Origin of the sequence: Pseudomonas sp. MOIL14HWK12:I2 (assembly GCF_000510745.1) — a bacterium.
GTDB classification, from domain to species: Bacteria; Pseudomonadota; Gammaproteobacteria; order Pseudomonadales; family Pseudomonadaceae; genus Chryseomonas; species Chryseomonas oryzihabitans.
Genome location: NZ_KI783313.1, coordinates 631,610 through 653,237, shown reverse-complemented (window position 1 = coordinate 653,237; position 21,628 = coordinate 631,610). Strand labels below are relative to the sequence as shown.

At 65.6% G+C, this 21,628-nt stretch carries 19 protein-coding genes; 17 read left to right on the top strand and 2 right to left on the bottom strand.

All coding sequences use genetic code 11. The annotated features are described in order from the left end of the window. Positions 1-382: 382 nt before the first annotated feature. Positions 383-1,387 carry a type I glyceraldehyde-3-phosphate dehydrogenase gene (gap, locus tag PSK12I2_RS0119310; protein WP_007158681.1) on the bottom strand — a complete coding sequence of 335 codons (1,005 nt, stop codon included), beginning with the start codon at positions 1,385-1,387 and terminating at the stop codon, positions 383-385. A 136-nt stretch (positions 1,388-1,523) separates the two neighbouring features. Between gap and edd the strand changes: the two genes are divergently transcribed. The 12 genes from edd (at position 1,524) to PSK12I2_RS24165 (ending at position 15,031) form a co-directional block, all read left to right on the top strand. Next, positions 1,524-3,353, top strand: coding sequence for a phosphogluconate dehydratase (gene edd / locus PSK12I2_RS0119305; RefSeq protein WP_027599671.1), 1,830 nt, complete (start codon positions 1,524-1,526; stop codon positions 3,351-3,353). Then, the gene (locus PSK12I2_RS0119300) at positions 3,350-4,327 is read left to right on the top strand and encodes a glucokinase (protein WP_027599670.1); all 978 of its coding nucleotides are present in this window, start codon (positions 3,350-3,352) and stop codon (positions 4,325-4,327) included. Before edd ends, PSK12I2_RS0119300 begins: the two co-directional genes overlap by 4 nt. A 105-nt stretch (positions 4,328-4,432) precedes the next feature. Next, on the top strand, positions 4,433-5,173 hold the full coding sequence (locus PSK12I2_RS0119295; protein ID WP_027599669.1) for a response regulator: 741 nt from the start codon (positions 4,433-4,435) through the stop codon (positions 5,171-5,173). Further along, positions 5,163-6,611 (top strand): ATP-binding protein, encoded by a 1,449-nt coding sequence (locus PSK12I2_RS0119290; protein ID WP_007158677.1) that lies wholly within the window; start codon positions 5,163-5,165, stop codon positions 6,609-6,611. Before PSK12I2_RS0119295 ends, PSK12I2_RS0119290 begins: the two co-directional genes overlap by 11 nt. Before the next feature lie 124 nt (positions 6,612-6,735). Next, positions 6,736-7,998, top strand: coding sequence for an ABC transporter substrate-binding protein (locus PSK12I2_RS0119285; RefSeq protein ID WP_027599668.1), 1,263 nt, complete (start codon positions 6,736-6,738; stop codon positions 7,996-7,998). A 163-nt stretch (positions 7,999-8,161) separates the two neighbouring features. Next, positions 8,162-9,079, top strand: a complete 918-nt coding sequence (locus tag PSK12I2_RS0119280) for a carbohydrate ABC transporter permease (protein ID WP_027599667.1) — start codon at positions 8,162-8,164, stop codon at positions 9,077-9,079. Beyond that, positions 9,072-9,902 carry a carbohydrate ABC transporter permease gene (locus PSK12I2_RS0119275; RefSeq protein WP_007158674.1) on the top strand — a complete coding sequence of 277 codons (831 nt, stop codon included), beginning with the start codon at positions 9,072-9,074 and terminating at the stop codon, positions 9,900-9,902. The genes PSK12I2_RS0119280 and PSK12I2_RS0119275 overlap by 8 nt, the downstream gene beginning before the upstream one ends. 11 nt (positions 9,903-9,913) lie before the next feature. Further along, a complete protein-coding gene (locus PSK12I2_RS0119270) occupies positions 9,914-11,014 on the top strand; it encodes an ABC transporter ATP-binding protein (RefSeq protein WP_027599666.1) in 1,101 nt (366 codons plus the stop codon). A 128-nt stretch (positions 11,015-11,142) separates the two neighbouring features. Continuing rightward, complete coding sequence (locus tag PSK12I2_RS0119265; RefSeq protein WP_027599665.1) at positions 11,143-12,048, top strand: carbohydrate kinase; 906 nt, start codon at positions 11,143-11,145, stop codon at positions 12,046-12,048. A 40-nt stretch (positions 12,049-12,088) separates the two neighbouring features. Beyond that, positions 12,089-13,300: an AGE family epimerase/isomerase gene (locus tag PSK12I2_RS0119260; protein WP_027599664.1), complete on the top strand. Its 1,212-nt coding sequence runs from the start codon at positions 12,089-12,091 to the stop codon at positions 13,298-13,300. A gap of 64 nt (positions 13,301-13,364) precedes the next feature. Beyond that, entirely contained in the window at positions 13,365-14,765 is a 1,401-nt protein-coding gene (locus PSK12I2_RS0119255) for a carbohydrate porin (RefSeq protein ID WP_007158670.1), read from the top strand. Between the two features lie 92 nt (positions 14,766-14,857). Continuing rightward, positions 14,858-15,031 carry a DUF1289 domain-containing protein gene (locus tag PSK12I2_RS24165; RefSeq protein ID WP_007158669.1) on the top strand — a complete coding sequence of 58 codons (174 nt, stop codon included), beginning with the start codon at positions 14,858-14,860 and terminating at the stop codon, positions 15,029-15,031. A gap of 388 nt (positions 15,032-15,419) precedes the next feature. On the opposite strand, the gene PSK12I2_RS0119245 is transcribed toward PSK12I2_RS24165, so the two are convergent. Then, positions 15,420-16,289, bottom strand: coding sequence for a LysR family transcriptional regulator (locus PSK12I2_RS0119245; protein WP_027599663.1), 870 nt, complete (start codon positions 16,287-16,289; stop codon positions 15,420-15,422). A 141-nt stretch (positions 16,290-16,430) separates the two neighbouring features. Between PSK12I2_RS0119245 and leuC the strand changes: the two genes are divergently transcribed. Genes leuC through asd form a run of 5 tightly spaced genes read left to right on the top strand, consistent with a single transcriptional unit; the run spans position 16,431 to position 21,592 of the window. Next, positions 16,431-17,855 carry a 3-isopropylmalate dehydratase large subunit gene (gene leuC, locus PSK12I2_RS0119240; protein WP_027599662.1) on the top strand — a complete coding sequence of 475 codons (1,425 nt, stop codon included), beginning with the start codon at positions 16,431-16,433 and terminating at the stop codon, positions 17,853-17,855. Positions 17,856-17,866: 11 nt separating this feature from the next. Continuing rightward, positions 17,867-18,511 (top strand): 3-isopropylmalate dehydratase small subunit, encoded by a 645-nt coding sequence (leuD, locus tag PSK12I2_RS0119235; protein ID WP_027599661.1) that lies wholly within the window; start codon positions 17,867-17,869, stop codon positions 18,509-18,511. A gap of 45 nt (positions 18,512-18,556) precedes the next feature. Next, positions 18,557-19,321, top strand: coding sequence for a class I SAM-dependent methyltransferase (locus PSK12I2_RS0119230; RefSeq protein ID WP_027599660.1), 765 nt, complete (start codon positions 18,557-18,559; stop codon positions 19,319-19,321). 19 nt (positions 19,322-19,340) lie between these two features. Beyond that, positions 19,341-20,423, top strand: a complete 1,083-nt coding sequence (gene leuB, locus PSK12I2_RS0119225; protein WP_027599659.1) for a 3-isopropylmalate dehydrogenase — start codon at positions 19,341-19,343, stop codon at positions 20,421-20,423. Between the two features lie 56 nt (positions 20,424-20,479). Then, entirely contained in the window at positions 20,480-21,592 is a 1,113-nt protein-coding gene (gene asd / locus PSK12I2_RS0119220) for an aspartate-semialdehyde dehydrogenase (protein WP_007158663.1), read from the top strand. The last annotated feature ends 36 nt before the right edge of the window (positions 21,593-21,628 follow it).

Sequence of the window (21,628 nt, the reverse complement as noted above, 5' to 3'; positions counted from 1 at the left end):
GGCACGCTTCACGATGAAGGCCCAGGCGGAAAAGGCTGCGCCGTTTTCCACGCTACGGTGCTTTCCTGGCCGCGGAAGACCAACCGCTCGCTCGAACAACCCCTCTCCCCTAGGGAGAGGGTTGGGGTGAGGGCAGGGCTCACCATGGGTGCGTGACCGGAACAGACTCCGATTCGTATCGCGGCCATGCCGGTGCGCCGTAGCGACCGCTCCTACAGAAGATCCAGCTGCTGTAGGAGCGGCCCATGGCCGCGATAAAGACAGTAGCTCTTATCTTCGGAGATCCCCCCCGCAGGAGCGGCCGCATCCGTGGACCGACCTTGCCGCAACCGAAAACGAAAAAAGCGCCCGAAGGCGCTTTTTCAGCTGAGTCCTACAGACCTCAGGCCGGCGCGTTGACCAGCGCCTTGCAGGTATCGAGCATACGGTTGGAGAAGCCCCACTCGTTGTCGTACCAGGCCATGATCTTCACCAGCTTGCCGCTCACCTTGGTGTGGTTGGCGTCGAAGATCGACGACAGGCGGTTGTGGTTGAAGTCGATGGAGACCAGCGGCTTGTCGTTGTAGCCCAGTACCGGCGAGGCTTCGGCCGCGGCCTTCATGAAGGCGTTGATGGTCTTGGCGTCGGTTTCCTTGGCGGTCAGGATGGTCAGATCGACCAGTGACACGTTGATGGTCGGCACCCGCACGGCCATGCCGCTAAACTTGCCTTGCAGCTCCGGCAGTACCAGGCCCACGGCCTCGGCGGCACCGGTCTTGGTCGGGATCATCGACTGGGTGGCCGAACGCGCCCGGAAGGGATCAGAGTGATAGACGTCCGACAGGTTCTGGTCGTTGGTGTAGGCATGGATGGTGGTCATCAGACCGTTCTCGATGCCCAGTTCGCGCTGCAGCACCTGGGCGACGGGCGCCAGGCAGTTGGTGGTGCAGGAGGCGTTGGAGATGATCTGGTGCGACTGGCGCAGGATGTTGTCGTTGACGCCATAGACGATGGTGGCGTCCACGTCCTTGCCCGGGGCCGAGATGATCACCTTGGAGGCGCCGGCTTCCAGGTGGGCAGCGGCCTTGTCGCGGTTGGTGAAGAGACCGGTGCACTCGAACACCACGTCGACCTTCATCTCTTTCCACGGCAGCTCGGCCGGATTGCGGATGGCCGTCACGGCGATGCGATCGCCATTGACCACCAGCTTGTCGCCCTCGACGGACACCTCGGCAGGGAAGCGGTCATGAACGCTGTCATACTGTAGGAGATGCGCATTGATGGCGGCGTCGCCCAGGTCGTTGATCGCGACGACCTCCAGGTCCTGGCGATAGCCTTCGGTATACAGCGCCCGCAGCACGTTGCGGCCGATGCGTCCAAAACCATTGATGGCAATACGAATACTCATTGAGAGAAACCTCGCGATAGCTGGGTTTTGTTGTAAAAAACATTACACATGACGCGTGCTAAGCGGAATAATAGCGCCAATTTGGCTGTGAATGTTTTAAATAACAACAAATTTAGCCCGGTGGAGAATCGAAACCATGCATCCTCGCGTCCTCGAAGTCACACAGCGGTTGGTGGAACGCAGTCGTCCGACCCGTGAGCGTTACCTCGCCATGATCCGGGCCGCCGCCAGCGACGGTCCGCAGCGCGGCAAACTGCAATGCGCCAATTTCGCCCATGGCGTCGCCGGGTGTGGATCCTCGACGGATAAGCAGCGCCTCCGTTTGATGGACCAGGCCAACGTCGCCATCGTTTCCAGCTACAACGACATGTTGTCGGCTCACCAGCCCTATGAGCACTATCCGGAGATCATCAAGCAGGCCCTGCGCGAGATCGGCTCCGTCGGTCAGTTCGCCGGTGGCGTGCCCGCCATGTGCGACGGCGTGACCCAGGGCGAGGCCGGCATGGAGCTGAGCCTGGCGAGTCGCGAAGTCATCGCCATGTCCACCGCCGTGGCCCTGTCGCACAACATGTTCGACGCCGCGCTGCTGCTCGGCATCTGCGACAAGATCATTCCCGGGCTGATGATCGGCGCGCTGCGCTTCGGCCATCTGCCGATGATCTTCGTCCCGGGCGGCCCCATGCCTTCGGGCATCTCCAACAAGGAGAAGGCGCGCGTGCGCCAGGCCTTCGCCGAGGGCAAGGCGACCCGCGAAGAGCTGCTGGAATCGGAGATGAAGTCCTACCACAGCCCCGGCACCTGTACCTTCTATGGCACCGCCAACACCAACCAGGTGGTGATGGAGGTCATGGGCCTGCACCTGCCGGGTTCCTCCTTCGTCAATCCCTACACCCCGCTGCGCGACGAACTCACCCGCGAGGCGGCGCGTCAGGTGACCCGCATCACCCACCAGGGCGGCAACTTCATGCCGCTGGGCGAGATCGTCGACGAGAAGTCCATCGTCAACTCGGTGGTGGCCCTGAGCGCCACCGGCGGCTCGACCAACCACACCCTGCACATCCCGGCCATCGCCCAGGCCGCCGGCATCCAGCTGACCTGGGACGACATGGCCGAGATCTCGGCGGTGACCCCGACCCTGGCCCAGGTCTATCCCAACGGCAAGGCCGACGTGAACCACTTCCACGCCGCCGGTGGCGTCAACTTCATGGTGCACACCCTGCTCGAGGCCGGGCTGCTGCACGAAGACGTCAACACCATCATGGGTCGCGGCCTGTCGCGCTACCTGCAGGAGCCCTTCCTGGTGGAGGGCAAGCTGGAATGGCGCACCGGCCGGGCCGAGAGCCTGGACGAAGACATCCTGCGTCCGGCCAGTCGCCCGTTCAACGAGGAGGGCGGTCTGCGCGTCATGCAGGGCAACCTCGGTCGCGGCGTGATGAAGGTGTCGGCCGTGGCGCCCAAGCACCAGCTGGTGGAAGCCCCGGCGCGGGTCTTCCATGACCAGAGCGAACTGGCCGCCGCCTTCAAGGCCGGCGAGCTGGAGCGCGATTTCGTCGCGGTGGTACGCTTCCAGGGACCCAAGGCCCTGGGCATGCCCGAGTTGCACAAGCTCACCCCCTACCTGGGCGTGCTGCAGGATCGCGGTTTCAAGGTGGCGCTGGTCACCGACGGCCGCATGTCCGGCGCCTCGGGCAAGGTTCCGGCGGCGATTCACGTCTGCCCGGAAGCCATCGATGGCGGTCCGCTGGCCAAGGTCTGTGATGGCGATCTCATCCGCGTCGATGGGCGTACCGGAGAGCTGAAGATTCTGGTCCCGGCGGACGAATGGATGGCCCGCCAGGCGGTCGAAGCGCCCCAGGGCACCGGGGTAGGCTGTGGTCGTGAGTTGTTCGCCTTCATGCGCGGCGCCATGAGCACGGCCGAATCGGGTGCCAGTGCATTTACTTCCAGCCTGGAGGCGCTGAAATGAGTTTGGCTTTGGTTGGCGACATCGGGGGCACCAATGCCCGCTTCGCCCTGTGGCGCGACGGTCGCCTGGAGGCCATCGAGGTCTTCGCCTGTGCGGATTACGCCTGCCCGGAAGACGCCGTGCGCAAGTATCTGGCGCAGACCGGCGTGGCGCTGGACGACATCTCCGCCGTGTGCCTCGCCTGTGCGGGCCCGGTGGGCGAGGGTGACTTCCGCTTCACCAACAATCACTGGGTGATCAAGCGCGAGCAGTTCTGCCGCGAGCTGGGCCTGACCCATCTGCTGCTGATCAACGACTTCACCTCCATGGCCTGGGCGATCGCCCGCCTGGATCCGGCGGACTCCGTCCAGGTGCGCGACGGCATTGCCCTGCCGACCCGCCCGCGCCTGGTGATCGGGCCGGGCACCGGCCTGGGTCTCGCCAGCCTGGTGCCGAGCGGCAAGGATCGCTGGATCGTGCTGCCCAGCGAGGGCGGTCATGTCGACCTGCCGATCAACACTCAGCGCGAATTCGATATCTGGAAGATCCTCAAGCGCCAGTTCGGCAACCACGTCTCCGCCGAGCGCGTGGTGTCCGGCAGCGGCCTGGTCAACCTCTATCACGCGAGTTGCGAACTGGACGGCCGGACCGCCGCCCTGCACAGCGCGGCGGACATCTGCGAGCTGGCGCTCAAGGGTGATCCCTATGCCGACGCCGTGCTGGAACAGTTCTTCATCTGGCTGGCGCGGGTCGCCGGCAACGCGGCCCTGACCCTGGGCGCCCTGGGTGGCGTCTACATCGCCGGTGGCATCCTGCCGCGCTTCGTCGAGCGCTTCCAGAGCGGGGCCTTCGCCCATGCCTTCGCCGACAAGGGCAAGACCAGCAGCGCCTACCTCAAGGACATCCCGGCCTGGCTGGTGACCGCCGAGTACCCGGGCCTGTTCGGTGCCGGCGTCGCCCTGGATCAGACCATCGCCGAGGCACGGCAGGCCTGATCCACCCCCGGGGTCGGGCGACTACTCAAGGTCGCCCGACCCCGGTATGCTGCCGGCACTACCGGTAGCTGGCCTCCGGCCAAGACAACAAGAGCGAACATCGCCATGTCCACCCTGGGCAAATCCCTCCTGGTCGTCGACGACGACGGGGAAATCCGTGAGCTTCTCGACGCCTATCTCACCCGTGCCGGCTATCGGGTGCGCGCCGTCGGCGACGGCCGCGAACTGCGCCGGGCGCTGGGCGACTTCGTCCCCGATCTGCTGATCCTCGACGTCATGCTTCCCGGCGAAGACGGCTTCGCCCTCTGCCGCTGGATGCGCGAGCAGTCCAGTTGCCGCCAGGTCCCCATCATCATGCTTACCGCCAGTTCCGACGAAGCCGATCGGGTGATCGGCCTGGAGCTGGGCGCCGACGACTACCTGGGCAAGCCCTTCAGTCCGCGTGAATTGCTGGCACGCATCAAGGCGCTGCTGCGCCGGGCCGGCTTCGGCGAGACGCGCCCGGCGGCCACCGGTCTGCTCACCTTCGACGACTGGCGCCTGGATCCGGTCAGCCACCGGCTGTTCCATCGCGACGGTGAGGAGGTGATCCTCTCCGGCGCCGATTTCACCCTGCTCAAGCTGTTTCTCGACCATCCCCAGCAGATCCTCGATCGCGACACCATCGCCAATGCCACCCGCGGCCGCGAGGTGCTGCCGCTGGAGCGCATCGTCGACATGGCGGTGAGTCGCCTGCGCCAGCGCCTGAGAGACACCGGCAAGTCGCCGCGGCTGATCCGCACCGTACGGGGTTCCGGCTATCTGCTCGCCGCCGAGGTCAGCGGACTGGTCGCCGATGCGGTGTAGCGGTCTGCTCGCGCGGCTGGTGCCGCGTTCCCTGTTGGCGCGGATGCTGCTCCTGACCCTGCTGGCGGTGCTCCTGGCCCAGGGTGCCTCGGCACTGTTCTGGTCCGCCTCCCTGCGCAGCGACCGCAACCAGGGCCTGCAGACGGCGGCCCGCAGCCTGGGCTATTCCATCGCCGCCAGCGTGCGCTACTTCAGCCTGCTGCCGCCGGCCTATCGGCCGCTGGTGCTGGAGCAGTTGCGCAACATGGGCGGCACGCGCTTCTTCGTCTCGCTCAACGAAAAGCCGCTGACCATGCAGGCGCTGCCGGATACGCCCGGCCGCCGGGCGGTGCTCCAGGGGGTCGAGGCGGTACTGCGCGAACGCCTGGGCGCGGCCATGCCCATGTACGTCGAATTCATCGGCCCGCAGCAGCTGCGGCTGTTCAACGGCGCCGTGGCGCTCGACGAACTGCCGCGCTCCTGGGCGCACTACGCCCTGAGTCTGGAGCCGCTGGAGCCGCCGGTGCTGGTGACCCAGATCCGCATCGGCGAAGGGGAGTGGGTGTATCTCGCCACCCTGATGCCGGCGCCCTACTACAGCCTGGACGAGTCCTGGCTGCCGCTGCAGCAGCTGCTGTTCATGGTCTTCAGCAGCGCCTTCCTGCTGCTGTTCATCGGCCTGCTGATCCGCTGGCAGAGTCGCCCGCTCAAGCGGCTGTCGCGTGCCGCGCGAGAGTTGTCGCTGGAGGTGCATACGCCGCCGGTGCGCGAGGAGGGCGCCCAGGAGATCCGCGAGGTCACCCGCGCCTTCAACGCCATGCGTGAACGCATCGCCCGTTACCTGGACGAGCGCGCCCAGCTGTTCAGCGCCATCTCCCACGACCTGCGCACGCCCATTACCCGGCTGCGCCTGCGCGCCGAGCTGGTGGACGACGAGGTGATGCAGGCCAAGCTGGTGCGCGATCTTGACGAGCTGGACCTGCTGGTCAAGGGCGCCCTGCAGTGCGTCAAGGACACCGACATCCACGAGAATCTGGAGCCCGTCGACCTGCAGGCGCTGCTGCTGCAGCTGGTGGAGCCCTTCACCCAGGAGCAGCCACCGCGGGTGCGCCTCACCGGGGAAGCCCGGGGCACCCTGCTGGGCAAGCCGCTGGCGCTGAAACGCTGCATCGGCAACCTGCTGGACAATGCCCTCAAGTATGGCTATCGCGCCCACCTGCAGGTGGAAGACGACGGCCAGGCCTTCGTCCTGCATGTCGACGACGAAGGCCCGGGAGTGCCGGAGCAGGAGCTGGAGCAGGTGTTCCAGCCCCATGTCCGCCTGGCCACCGACCGCCAGGGTTACGGCCTGGGCCTGGGCATCGCCCGCAACCTGGCCCATGCCCATGGTGGCGAGGTGGAGCTGCGCAACCGCCGCGAGGGCGGTCTTCGGGTTACCCTGACCCTGCCGCGCAGCTAGGTAGCCGTCTTTCGCTATGTCACCAGCCCGTGACAAATCTCCTTCCCTTCGTTACCCACGGCCGCAGTCGTCTGACTAGACTCGGCCCAGCTCCAATAAAAAAACAACAAGGAACGACCCCCTCATGAATGCGTTGAATCGTCTCGCTCTCGCCGTCTCCCTTTCCTGCGCCGCGCTCGCCGCCCCCCTGACCGCCCATGCCGGTGAGGTCGAGGTGCTGCACTGGTGGACCTCCGGTGGCGAGGCTCGCGCCGTCGATGTCCTCAAGCAACTGATGCAGAAGCAGGGCGATACCTGGAAGGACTTCGCCGTGGCCGGTGGCGCCGGCGAGGCCGCCATGACCGTGCTCAAGACCCGCGCCGTCTCCGGCAATCCGCCGTCCGCCGCCCAGCTCAAGGGCCCGGACATCCAGGAATGGGCCGGCATGGGCTTCCTGGCCAACATCAGCGACATCGCCAAGCAGGGCAACTGGGACACCATCCTGCCCAAGCGCGTGGCCCAGACCATGCAGCACGATGGCGAATACGTCGCGGTACCGGCCGGCATCCACCGCATCAACTGGCTGTGGATCAACCCCGCCGTCTTCAAGAAGGCCGGCGCCAAGGTCCCCACCACCCTGGACGAATTCTTCGAGGCCGCCGACAAGCTCAAGGCCGCCGGCGTCGTGCCCCTGGCCCATGGCGGCCAGAACTGGCAGGACGGCACCATCTTCGAATCTCTGGTCATGGCCATCATGGGCCCGGAAGGCTACGACAAGGTCTTCGTCCAGACCGATGCCGACACCATCCGCAGCGACAAGATGGTCGAGGTGTTCAAGACCTTCAAGCGCATCAAGGGCTATGTCGATCCCAACGCCGCCGGTCGCGACTGGAACCTGGCCACCGCCATGGTCATCGAGGGCAAGGCCGGCATGCAGATCATGGGTGACTGGGCCAAGGCCGAATTCACCGCTGCCGGCAAGAAGCCGGGCGTCGACTACGAGTGCGTGGTGATGCCGGGCACCCAGGGCGACTTCATCTACAACATCGACTCCCTGGCCATGTTCAAGATCAAGAACAAGGATAACCAGAAGGCCCAGGACGACCTGGTGCGCACCGTCATCGACAAGCCCTTCCAGGAGGTGTTCAACCTCAACAAGGGCTCCATCCCGGTACGCAACGACATCGACCTGGCCAAGTTCGACAGTTGCGCCCAGCAGTCCGCCAAGGACTTCCAGGCGGCCAACGCCGACGGCAAGGCCGAGCCGAGCATGGCCCACAGCATGGCCAACACCAGCTATGTGCAGGGCGCGATCTTCGACGTGGTGACCAACTTCTTCAACGACGCCAACGCCGATCCGAAGAAGGCCACCGAGCAACTGGTCGCCGCCATCCAGGCCGCCAAGTAAGGCCAATCGCGGCCATGGCGGTCCGCCGCTGCGGCCGCTCCTGCAGGCGCCCGAACTGCCTGTAGGAGCGGCCCATGGCCGCGATAAGCCCAGGTGCTGTGCCGCGATGCATTCTGAGACCGGCCAGCTCCATAAAAATAATACCACCCCTTGGGAGCGCCCCATGGCTCTTACCGAAACCCTTCCCGTCGCGACCGTCAGTCGACGTCCGGACCGGCTGCAGCGCCTGCTGCCCAAGCTGGTGCTGGCGCCCACGGCCATCGCCATGGTCGTCTGCCTCTATGGCTACATGCTGTGGACGGCGGTGATCTCCTTTACCAACTCGCGCTTCCTGCCCAGCTACACTTTCGCCGGCTTCGCCCAGTACGCCCGGCTCATGGAAAACGATCGCTGGCTGGTGGCCTGCAAGAACCTGGCGATCTTCGGCGGCCTGTTCATCCTGCTGAGCCTGGCCATCGGCGTCTTCTTCGCCATCCTGCTGGACCAGCGCATCCGCCGTGAAGGCTTCATCCGCACCATCTACCTTTATCCCATGGCGCTGTCGATGATCGTTACCGGCACCGCCTGGAAGTGGTTGCTCAACCCCGGCATGGGGCTCGACAAGCTCTTGCGCGACTGGGGCTGGGAAGGCTTTCGCTTCGACTGGCTGGTGGATCCCGACCGGGTCATCTACTGCCTGCTGATCGCCGCCCTCTGGCAGGCCTCGGGTTTCGTCATGGCCATGTTCCTCGCCGGCCTGCGCGGCGTGGATTCCTCCATCCTCAGAGCCGCCCAGGTCGACGGGGCAGGGCTGCCGACCATCTACCTGCGCATCGTCCTGCCCAGCCTGCGGCCGGTGTTCTTCAGCGCGGTGATGATCCTCGCCCACATCGCCATCAAGAGCTTCGACCTGGTGATGGCCATGACCGCGGGCGGCCCCGGCTACGCCTCGGACCTGCCGGCGGTGTTCATGTACCAGCACACCTTCACCCGCGGCCAGATGGGCCTGGGTTCGGCCAGTGCGGTGCTGATGCTCGGCGCGGTGCTGGCGGTGCTGGTGCCCTACCTCTACTCGGAATTGCGGAGCAAGCGAAATGGCTAAGGCTCTGAACGTCAATCGCGTGGCCATCCACGCCACCCTGATCATCGCCTGCGCGGTCTATCTGGTGCCGCTGCTGGTGATGCTGCTGACCAGCTTCAAGACCCCGGACGACGTCCGCACCGGCAACCTGCTGAGCCTGCCCCTGGACTGGACGATCATCGGCTGGCTCAAGGCCTGGGACGTGGTGCACAGCTACTTCTGGAACTCCTTCATGATCACCGTCCCGGCGGTGCTCATCTCCACCTTCATCGGCGCGCTCAACGGCTACGCCCTGTCGAAGTGGCAGTTCCGCGGGTCGAATCTGCTGTTCAGCCTGCTGCTGTTCGGCTGCTTCATTCCCTTCCAGGTGATCCTGCTGCCGATGTCCTTCACCCTCGGCCAGCTGGGCCTGGCCAACACCACCGCCGGCCTGGTGCTGGTGCACGTGATCTACGGCCTGGCCTTCACCACGCTGTTCTTCCGCAACTACTACGTGGGCATCCCCGATGCCCTGATCAAGGCGGCGCGGCTGGACGGGGCGGGCTTCTTCACCATCTTCTTCAAGATCCTGCTGCCGCTGTCCACGCCCATCGTGATGGTCAGCCTGATCTGGCAATTCACCCAGGTGTGGAACGACTTCCTGTTCGGCGTGGTGTTCGCCAGCGGCTCGTCGCAGCCCATCACCGTCGCCCTGAACAACCTGGTCAACACCAGCACCGGCGCCAAGGAATACAACGTCGACATGGCCGCCGCCATGATCGCCGCGCTGCCGACGCTGCTGGTCTACATCTTCGCGGGTAAGTATTTCGTCCGGGGCCTGACCTCGGGCGTGGTCAAAGGATAAGGAAGGCCACCATGGCAGCTCTCGAACTCAAAAGCGTACGCAAGACCTACGGCAACGCCGCCCAGGAAGCCCTCAAGGGCATCGACATCCGCATCGACGCCGGCCAGTTCCTCATCCTGGTGGGGCCCTCCGGCTGCGGCAAATCCACTCTGATGAATGCCATCGCCGGCCTCGAAGACATCAGCAGCGGCGCCATCTGCCTGGATGGCGAGGACGTCACCCAGGTCGAGCCCAAGGACCGGGACATCGCCATGGTGTTCCAGTCCTACGCCCTCTACCCGACCATGACCGTGCGCGAGAACATCGCCTTCGGCCTGAAGATCCGCAAGACGCCCAAGGAGCAGATCGACGCCGAGGTGGCGCGGGTCAGCAAGCTCCTGCAGATCGAGCATCTGCTCGAGCGCAAGCCGGCGCAGCTCTCCGGTGGTCAGCAGCAGCGTGTGGCCATGGGCCGCGCCCTGGCCCGCCGGCCCAAGCTCTATCTGTTCGACGAGCCGCTGTCCAACCTCGACGCCAAGTTGCGGGTGGAGATGCGCACCGAGATCAAGCTGATGCACCAGCGCCTGCAGACCACCACCGTCTACGTCACCCACGACCAGATCGAAGCCATGACCCTCGGCGATCGCGTCGCGGTGATGAAGGACGGCGAGGTGCAGCAATTCGGCACCCCCGAAGAGATCTACAACGACCCAGCCAATCTCTTCGTCGCCAGCTTCATCGGTTCGCCGCCGATGAACTTCGTGCCGGTGCGCCTGGAAGCGCGCGAGGGCAGGGTGGTCGCCCGCGTCACCGGCGATACCGGCGACAGCCAGGTCGACCTGCCCGATCTGGATCCGGCGCTCGCGGGGCGAGAGGCTATCCTTGGGGTGCGTCCGGAGCAGATCCAGTCGGCGCATCCGGCGGACAACGCCGTGCCAGGCATCCTGACGCGGATCCAGGTGGTCGAGCCGACCGGTCCCGATACCCTGCTGTATGCCGAGTGGAACGGCACCAAGGTCTGCTGCCGGGTGGCCCCGGGGGAAGCGCCGCGGGCCGGCGACCAGGTGCTGTGGCGGATCGATTCGCGACGGGCGGTGCTGTTCGATCCTGCGAGCGGTCGCCGACTTTCTTGAACGGAGCTCATGGCTGAAACGTTACAGCAATGGTAAGGTCCGCCCGCCGCCGCGCCTGACGTCGGGTCGCGGCCCTACCAGAGGCCAGGAGTGCACCTCCGGCCGCCGTGACAGACAGGAGAACAACAATGGCACTACCCCGCGTCGTGGTCTTTGGCGAAGCCCTCACCGACATCGTCCAGGGTAATCCTGGCGAATGGCGGGGTTACCCGGGCGGTGCCCCCTGGAACGTGGCGCGTGGCCTGGCCCGGCTGGGCGTGGAAAGCGCCTTTGGCGGCGCCATCAGCCAGGACGGTCTGGGTGACGAGATCGCCTGGCAGTCGGAAACCGCCGGCCTCGATACCCGCTTCCTGCAGCGCGTCGCCGCCGATCCGCTGGTGGCCATCGTGCCGTCGAGTCGTCCGCCGCGCTATTTCTTCGCCGGCGAAGCCGATCTCCAGTTCGATCCGGCGCTGCTGCCCGAAGGCTGGCTGGAGGCCGCCGAGGTCTGCCATTTCAGCTGCATCAGCCTGGCCCGTTATCCGCTGGCCGACACCCTGCTGGACCTGGCCCGTCAGACCAAGGCCGCCGGCAAGCGCCTGAGCTACGACCCCAACTGGCGCAACCTGATGGACGATCGCTATCGCCAGCAGACCTTTCCCGAGCTGGTGCGCCTGGCCGACGACATCAAGCTGTCCGACGAAGACATCCGCCAGATCTATCCGGGCCTGGACGAGCGTGCCGCGCTGGACGAATTGCGCGCTCTCAATCCCCACGCCCGCATCCTCTTCACCCGCGGCGAACACGGCCTGGTGCTCTATACGCCGGAAGGCGAGTGGCAGCAGGCCGCCATCGCCGTGGACGTCGCCGACACCGTGGGTGCCGGCGACGCCTGCATGGCCGGCTGGCTGGCCTCCGGCCTGCTGGGCCTGACCGATCTGCAGCAGCGCCTGAGATTCGCCGCGGCCAGTGCCTCGGTGTCCTGCCGCCATGCCGGCGCCTATGCGCCGACCCGCGCCGACGTCGAAGCCCTGTTGCAGGTGAGCCCCCTCTAGACCGCGTTCCCACAACAACAATAGCCGCCAAGGAAACCCGATGGACTTCCCCGATTTTCGTCGTCGCGACACCCTGCTGGAGCACGTCCGCCACACCCTGGCGTTCTACCATCCCCGCTGTGTCGATCCGCAAGGCGGCTTCTATCACTTCTTCAAGGACGACGGCACGGTCTACGACAGCCAGACCCGCCATCTGGTCTCCAGCACCCGCTTCGTCTTCGATTTCGCCATGGCCTACCGGCACTATGGCGATCCGGCCTTTCTGGACGCGACCCGCCATGGCCTGAGATACCTGCGCGAGCGGCATCGCCAGGCCAATGGCGGCTATGCCTGGCTGCTCGACGGCGACACCGTGGTGGATGGCACCAATCACTGCTATGGCCTGGCCTTCGTGGTGCTGGCCTATGCCCACGGTCTGCAGGCCGGCATCGAGGAAGCCCGCGGCTGGCTGAGCGAAGCCTGGGAATCCCTGGAGACCCATTTCTGGCGCGAAGCCGATGGCCTCTATGTCGACGAGATCAGCGCCGACTGGCAGACCGTGGCGCCGTATCGCGGCCAGAACGCCAACATGCACGCCTGCGAAGCCCTGCTGGCCGCCTTCGAAGCCAGTGGCGAGGTGCGCTACCTGGACCGCGCCGAGACCCTGGCGCGCAACATGACCCAGCGCCAGGCCGCACTGACCCTGGGGCAGGGCGGGGTGGCCGACGAGGTCCCCGGCGGCCTGGTCTGGGAGCACTACCACAGCGACTGGTCCATCGACTGGGACTACAACCGCGACGATCCGGCCAATCTGTTCCGGCCCTGGGGTTTCCAGCCGGGGCACCAGATCGAATGGGCCAAGCTGCTGCTCATCCTCGAACGCCATCGCCCCCAGCCCTGGCTGCTGCCGCGGGCCAGGGCGCTGTTCGACATCTCCTGGCGCCTGAGCTGGGATGACGAGCACGGCGGCCTCTACTACGGCTTCGCCCCGGATGGCTCGCCCTGCGATCCGGACAAGTACTTCTGGGTGCAGGCCGAGGCCCTGGCCGCCGCGGCACTGCTCGCGGAGCGCAGTGGCGAGGCCCGCTACTGGGAACACTATGAGGCGCTCTGGCGCTACAGCTGGACGCATTTCATCGATCACGAGCACGGCGCGTGGTGGCGCCTGCTCGACCGTCGGAACCACAAGTACTCCGACGACAAGAGTCCGGCCGGCAAGGTCGACTACCACACCATGGGTGCCTGTTACGAAGTCCTCAACGTCCTGCCGTAAGTATTAGAGACGCGGGTTTCGGGCACCCGGGGTGTCATCACTTCAATAAAAAGGGATCTCAGTAATGAACAAGCAAAACCACAAGAATCGTCCGGGGCGCGCGCTGCCCCTGGTGTCGCTGCTGGCCCTGGCGGTCGCCGCGGGTGCCCAGGCGGCGCCCCAGGCCAATCCGGGTGGCAACTTCAGTGGCGTCAACAACACCGAGGCCGCCTTCGAGCCGCTGGGCAACACCATGACCGGTGACTGGGGTGGCGTGCGCAAGGACCTGCGCGACAAGGGCTGGGACATCAAGCTCGAATACGTCGGCGAGGGCGCGACCAACCTGCGTGGCGGCTACGACGACGACCGCACCGGGCGCTGGAGCTCCCAGTACATGTTCGGGCTCTGGGGCGACATGAACAAGATCGCCGGCTGGGAGAACTCGGTGTTCAAGCTGGCCATCACCTCCCGTGACGGCCGTAACCTGACCGACGACCGCATCACCGATCCGCGCGTCGGCGGCTACTCCTCGGTGCAGGAAGTCTATGGCCGTGGCCAGACCTGGCGTCTGACCCAGCTGTGGCTGTCCAAGGGCTTCTTCGATGGCCGTCTGGACATCAAGGCCGGTCGCTTCGGCGAGGGCGAGGACTTCAACTCCTTCGAGTGCGACTTCCAGAACCTGGCGTTCTGCGGCTCCCAGGTCGGCAACTGGGAAGGCGTCTGGTACAACTGGCCGGTCAGCCAGTGGGCCCTGCGCGTCAAGTACAGCCTGACCCCCGAGCTGTTCGTCCAGGTCGGCGCCTACGAGCAGAATCCGTCGCTGCTGGAAACCGGCAACGGCTTCAAGCTCAACGGCAGCGGCACCAAGGGTGCGGTACTGCCGGTGGAAATGGTCTGGTCGCCCAAGGTCAACGGCCTGCCGGGCGAATACCGCGTCGGCTACTACTACAGCACCGCCGATGCCAACGACGTCTACGAAGACGTCAACGGCAACTCCGCGGCCCTCACCGGGCTGGATTACAAGGAGCACTCCAGCAAGCACGGCTACTGGGTCGTGGCGCGTCAGCAGATCACCGCGCACAACGATGACCCGAGTCGCGGCCTGTCGGTCTTCGCCAACTTCACCGCCCATGCCAAGGACGTCAACAAGGTCAGCAACTACGTCCAGGCCGGCCTAGTGTACAAGGGCCCCTTCGATGGTCGTCCCAAGGATGACATCGGCTTCGGCGTCGCGCGCATCAGCACCAACAGCGACTTCCGCGACAACCAGCGCGCCCTCAACCAGGCCGCCGGTGCCACCGACTACGACGATCCGGCCTACACGCCCCTGCAGCACAACGAGTACGACGCCGAGCTTTACTACGGCGTGCACGTGACCAACTGGCTGACCGTGCGCCCCAACATCCAGTACATCAAGAGCCCGGGTGGCGTGCGTGAAGTCGACAATGCCGTGGTCGGCGGCCTGAAGGTTCAAGCGGTTTTCTAAATCGCCCCCATAGCCCGCCATCCTGCCGGATGGCGCTGGACAGGGCCCTGCAGTGGTTATACTGCAGGGCCTTTTTCATTTCCGAGGTTGCCGTGGGTAAGGTCGAAAGTCCCTGCATCAGCCAATGCAAGATCAAGGACGAAGTCTGCCAGGGATGTGGCCGCAAACGCTCAGAGATCAAGGGATGGAAGGAATTGAAGGACAAGGAGCGCAAGGAAGTCATCGACAAGTCCAGGAAGCGCCTGAAGAAGCTCAAGAAGGGCTGATGCGTTTCTGACGGCGCCGTAGGTTGGTCTGAGCGCCGCGAAGCTCGACAATGCCGGGCCGCGTGCCTTATGCGAGTGCCGGCTGATCGCGGCCATGGGCCGCTCCTACAGCACAGGCCAAATTATAGGAGCGGCCGCATCGGCGGACCGCCATGGCCGCGATAAAGACATCCAGCCCAGGTCGAGCCCGCGCTGTTGGAGCTGAACCCCTACTCGGACAGCCCCCTCTCCCTTGGGGAGAGGGTTGGGTTGAGGGCGCTCCTCGCCATCAACCCCCCTTGCGGAAAAGGCTGTGCCGTCTCCACGCTACGTATCTATGCGTACGTAGCCTGCCTGTAGGAGCGGCCCATGGCCGCGATCTCAGGCACGGCTAGTCCCCAATCACGGCTCAACCCACCTCATCCAGCAATCCCATGAACGCCTGCGCCGCATTCGAATGGGTGCGCTCAGTGTGCAGGATGTACCCGAGCTGGCGCTCCAGCTGAATCCCCGGCAACGGCAGGCGACGCACCTGGTCGTCCAGCAGGGTGCGCGGCAGCACGCTCCAGGCCAGGCCGATGGACACCAGCATCTTGATGGTCTCCAGGTAGTTGGTGCTCATGGCGATATTGGGTGTCAGCCCCTGGGCATCGAACAGCCCATGCACGATCAGCCGGGTAAAGGTGTTGCCACCGGGAAACACCGCCGGATGCCGCGCCACGTCGGCCAGGGTGACCTCCGCCTGGTTCGCCAGCGGATGTTCGGGCGCCGCCACGAAATCCAGCGGATCGCTCCACACCGGCACCGCCTTGATCGGCGCCGCGGTCTGGGGTGCCAGGGTGATGATCGCCAGCTCCACCCGCCCATGCAGGATCTCGTCGTAGGCCGCTTCCGAATCGAGAAAGCGGATGTCCAGGGCGACGTCGGGATAGTCCCGGGTGAAGCGCCTGAGGATCGGTGGCAGCCGGTGCAGGCCGATGTGGTGACTGGTCGCCAGCGTCAGCCGCCCGCCGATGGCACCATTGAGATTGGTCAGGGCACGCCGGGTGTCATCGATCACGCCTAGAATCTGATAGGCGCGGGGGAGCAGGGCGCGTCCCGCCTCGGTCAGGCTGACCTCGCGCCCGATGCGATCGAACAGCCGCAGTCCCAGCTGCAGCTCCAGGGCGGCGATGCGTTTGCTCACCGCCGGCTGGGTCAGGTGCAGCCGCTCGCCCGCATCGGAAAAGCCGCCGGTTTCGGCCACCGCGACGAAGGCATTCAGATTGGCGAGATCCAAGACGTCGAATTCCTGTTGGTTATGCGCTTCATGAAAAAGATGAATTTGTTTCATGCGAGCCTAGCGCGGTATCTTTGACCCCACAAGCACCAAGGGCATGCAAAGGCCCGTGCCGTTCCACGCCTGATGAGGAATCGATCCATGGCTGGCAAGACGCTCTACGACAAACTCTGGGATATGCACCTGGTCAAGCAGCGCGACGACGGTTCCGCGCTGCTCTACATCGACCGCCACATCATCCACGAAGTGACCTCGCCCCAGGCTTTCGAAGGCCTGCGTCTGGCCGGCCGCAAGCCCTGGCGTCTGGACGCCAACCTGGCGACCCCCGATCACAACGTGCCGACCACCCCCGATCGCAAGGAAGGCCTCGACTCCATCAAGGACGAGATCTCGCGCATCCAGGTCCGCACCCTGGACGAGAACTGCGACGACTTCGGCGTCACCCAGTTCAAGATGAACGACGTCCGCCAGGGTATCGTCCACGTGATCGGCCCGGAGCAGGGCGCCGTGCTGCCCGGCATGACCGTGGTCTGCGGTGACTCCCACACCTCCACCAACGGCGCCTTCGGTGCCCTGGCCCATGGCATCGGCACCTCCGAGGTCGAGCACGTGCTCGCCACCCAGTGCCTGGTGGCCAAGAAGATGAAGAACATGCTGGTGAAAGTGGAGGGTGAATTGCCCTTCGGCGTCACCGCCAAGGACATCGTGCTCGCCGTTATCGGCAAGATCGGCACCGCCGGCGGTAACGGCCATGCCATCGAATTCGCCGGCAGCGCCATCCGCGCCCTGTCCATGGAAGGCCGCATGACCATCTGCAACATGTCCATCGAGGCCGGTGCCCGGGTCGGCATGGTCGCGGTGGATCAGACCACCATCGACTACGTCGAGGGCCGTCCCTTCGCGCCCACCGGCGCCGTCTGGGAAGCCGCCGTCGCCCAGTGGCGCGGCCTGGTGTCCGATGCCGATGCCCACTTCGACACCGTGGTCGAACTCGACGCCGCCCAGCTCAAGCCGCAGGTCAGCTGGGGCACCTCGCCGGAGATGGTCCTGGCCGTCGACCAGCAGGTACCGGACCCGGCTCGCGAAGCCGATCCGGTCAAGCGCGGTTCCATCGAGCGCGCCCTGAAGTACATGGGCCTCAAGGCCAACCAGCCGATCACCGACATCGTGCTGGACCGCGTCTTCATCGGCTCCTGCACCAACTCCCGCATCGAAGACCTGCGCGCCGCCGCCGCCGTGGCCAAGGGCCGCAAGGTCGCCGCCACCCTCAAGCAGGCGCTGGTGGTGCCGGGCTCCGGCCTGGTCAAGGCCCAGGCCGAGCGTGAAGGCCTGGACAAGGTGTTCATCGAAGCCGGTTTCGAATGGCGCGAGCCGGGCTGCTCCATGTGCCTGGCGATGAACGCCGACCGCCTGGAGAGTGGCGAGCATTGCGCTTCCACCTCCAACCGCAACTTCGAAGGCCGTCAGGGCGCCGGTGGCCGTACCCATCTGGTGAGCCCGGCGATGGCCGCCGCCGCCGCCATCGCCGGTCGTTTCGTCGACGTCCGCGACTTCGCCAACGCCTGAGGAGCCTGACCATGCAAGCCTTTACCCAGCACACCGGTTTGGTCGCACCCCTGGATCGCGCCAACGTCGACACCGACCAGATCATTCCCAAGCAATTCTTGAAGTCGATCAAGCGCACCGGCTTCGGCCCCAACCTGTTCGACGAGTGGCGCTACCTGGATGTCGGCCAGCCCGGCCAGGACCACAGCAAGCGTCCGCTGAATCCCGAGTTCGTGCTCAACCAGCCGCGCTACCAGGGCGCCAGCATCCTCCTGGCCCGCGAGAACTTCGGCTGCGGTTCCAGCCGCGAGCACGCGCCCTGGGCGCTGGATGGCTACGGCTTCCGCTCGGTGATCGCGCCGAGCTTCGCCGACATCTTCTTCAACAACAGCTTCAAGAACGGCCTCTTGCCGATCATCCTCAGCGATGCCGACGTCGACGAGCTGTTCCGCCAGGTCGAAGCCAGCGAGGGCTACCAGCTGGTGGTCGATCTCGAGAGCCAGACCGTGCGCCGTCCCGATGGCGTGGCGCTGTCCTTCGAGATCGATGCCTTCCGCAAGCACTGCCTGCTCAATGGCCTGGACGACATCGGCCTGACCCTGCAGGATGCCGACGCCATCGCGAGTTTCGAAGACCGCTATCGCCAGAGCAGTCCCTGGATGTTCCCCAGCGCCTGAACCCAGTCGCCGGCCCGCGAGGTCGGCGCTCTTTCCGGAGGCTCCATGAGCGGTGACCACGAGCAACACGTACAGCAGCAATTCGGCGCCACCGCCGAGGCCTATCTGACCAGTGCCGTCCATGCGCAGGGCGCCGAACTCCTCGAACTGCGCGACGCCGTGGCCCAGCGCGAAGGCGCCAAGGTGCTGGATCTCGGCTGCGGTGGCGGTCACGTCAGCTACAACGTGGCGCCCGTGGCCGGGCAGGTTGTCGCCCTGGACCTGGCCGAGGAAATGCTCTCGGTGGTCAAGCGCAGCGCGGCCGAGCAGGGCCTGGACAACATCAGCGTCCAGCCCGGCATGGCCGAGCACCTGCCGTTTGGCGACGCCAGCTTCGACTTCGTCTTCAGCCGCTATTCGGCGCACCACTGGCGCGACATCGGTGCTGCCCTGCGCGAAGTGCGCCGGGTACTGCGCCATGGCGGCGAGATGGCCATCATCGACGTGATCTCGCCAGCCAACCCGCGCCTGGATACCTACCTGCAGACGGTGGAGATCCTGCGCGACATCAGCCACGTGCGTAACTATTCCTTCGCCGAGTGGCACCGCCTGCTGGACATGGCGCGCCTCGGCGTGACCCGTTGCCGTCGCCAGCGCCTGCGCCTGGACTTCGCCAGCTGGACCGCGCGCATGCGCACCCCCGAGCCACAGTGCCAGGCCATCCGCAGCCTGCAGAGCAAGATCGGCCAGGAAGTGCGCCAGTATTTCGAAATCGACCGCGACGGCTCCTTCACCGTCGACGTCATGGTTCTCTGGGCCCAGCCCATCTGATTTGGAACAGGAAAAGACAATGAGCAAGCAGATCCTCATCCTGCCGGGCGACGGCATCGGTCCGGAAATCATGGCCGAGGCGGTCAAGGTGCTGGAAGCGGTCAACCGCGACCATGACCTCGGCTTCGAACTGGTCCATGACGACCTGGGCGGCGCCGCCATCGACCGTTACGGCGTGCCCCTGGCCGATGAGACCCTGGCGCGTGCCCGCGCCGCCGACGCCGTGCTGCTGGGCGCCGTGGGCGGTCCCAAGTGGGACAAGCTCGAGCGCGACATCCGTCCCGAGCGCGGTCTGCTGAAGATCCGTTCCGCCCTGGGCCTGTTCGGCAACCTGCGTCCGGCCATCCTCTATCCGCAACTTGCCGAGGCCTCGACGCTCAAGCCGGAAGTGGTCTCCGGCCTGGACATCCTCATCGTCCGCGAGCTGACCGGTGGCATCTACTTCGGCTCGCCGCGCGAGACCCGCGTGCTGGAGAACGGCGAGCGCCAGGCCTTCGATACCCTGCCGTACAGCGAAGGCGAGATCCGCCGCATCGCCCGCGTCGGCTTCGACATGGCCCGCCTGCGGGGCCGCAAGCTGTGCTCGGTGGACAAGGCCAACGTCCTCGAATCCAGCCGCCTGTGGCGCGAAGTGGTGGAGGAGGTGGCCAAGGACTATCCGGACGTCGAACTCAGCCACATGTACGTCGACAACGCCGCCATGCAGCTGGTCCGCGCGCCCAAGCAGTTCGACGTCATCGTCACCGACAACATGTTCGGCGACATCCTCTCCGACGAGGCCTCGATGCTGACCGGTTCCATCGGCATGCTGCCCTCGGCGTCCCTGGATGCGCACAACAAGGGCATGTACGAACCCTGCCACGGCTCGGCGCCCGACATCGCCGGCCAGGGCGTCGCCAACCCGCTGGCCACCATCCTCTCGGTCGCCATGATGCTCAGATACACCTTCGGTGCCGCCGCGGCGGCCGAGGCCATCGAGGCGGCTGTGGGCCAGGTGCTGGACCAGGGCCTGCGGACCGGCGACATCTGGTCGGAAGGCAAGCAGCGGGTCGGTACCCGCGAGATGGGCGAAGCAGTAGTAGCGGCGCTCGTTAGGCGTTAATCTGATCGGCCGCCAGGGGAGGCGGCCGTCCTCAAGACAACAAAGGTGCAGTAGCGATGAAACGTGTAGGTCTGATCGGTTGGCGTGGCATGGTGGGCTCCGTGCTCATGCAGCGCATGCTCGAAGAGCGGGATTTCGACTTGATCGAGCCCGTGTTCTTCACCACCTCCAACGTCGGCGGCGAAGGCCCGGCCATTGGCAAGGGCGTGGCGCCGCTCAAGGATGCCTACAGCATCGACGAGCTCAAGACCCTCGACGTCATCCTCACCTGCCAGGGCGGCGATTACACCAGCGAGGTGTTCCCCAAGCTGCGCCAGGCCGGCTGGAAAGGCTACTGGATCGACGCGGCCTCCAGCCTGCGCATGCAGGATGACGCCGTCATCGTGCTGGACCCGGTCAACCGTCGCGTCATCGACCAGGCCCTGGCCGATGGCCGCAAGGACTTCATCGGCGGCAACTGCACCGTCAGCCTGATGCTGATGGCCCTGGGCGGCCTGTTCGAAGCCGGTCTGGTGGACTGGATGAGTGCCATGACCTACCAGGCTGCCTCCGGCGCCGGTGCGCAGAACATGCGCGAGCTGATCCGCCAGATGGGCGCCACCCACGCCGCCGTCGCCGACAGCCTGGCCGATCCGGCCAGCGCCATCCTGGACATCGATCGCCAGGTCGCCGAGACCCTGCGCAGCGAAGCCTTCCCCACCGAGCAGTTCGGCGTTCCCCTGGCTGGCAGCCTGATTCCCTGGATCGACAAGGAACTGCCCAACGGCCAGAGCCGCGAAGAGTGGAAGGCCCAGGCCGAGACCAACAAGATCCTCGGTCGCTTCAAGAATCCGATTCCCGTGGATGGCATCTGCGTGCGCATCGGTGCCATGCGCTGCCACAGCCAGGCACTGACCATCAAGCTCAACAAGGACGTGCCGCTGTCCGACATCCATGGTCTGATCAGCCAGCACAACCCCTGGGTCAAGCTGGTGCCGAACAACCGCGACGTCAGCATGCGCGACCTGACTCCGGCTGCCGTCACCGGCACCCTGAGCGTGCCGGTCGGCCGCCTGCGCAAGCTGAACATGGGCTCCCAGTACCTGGGCGCCTTCACCGTGGGCGACCAGCTGCTGTGGGGCGCCGCGGAGCCGCTGCGGCGCATGCTGCGGATCCTGCTGGAACAGTAGGTCGACGGCTAAACGTTTGCTTAGGGAGGAGGGCCG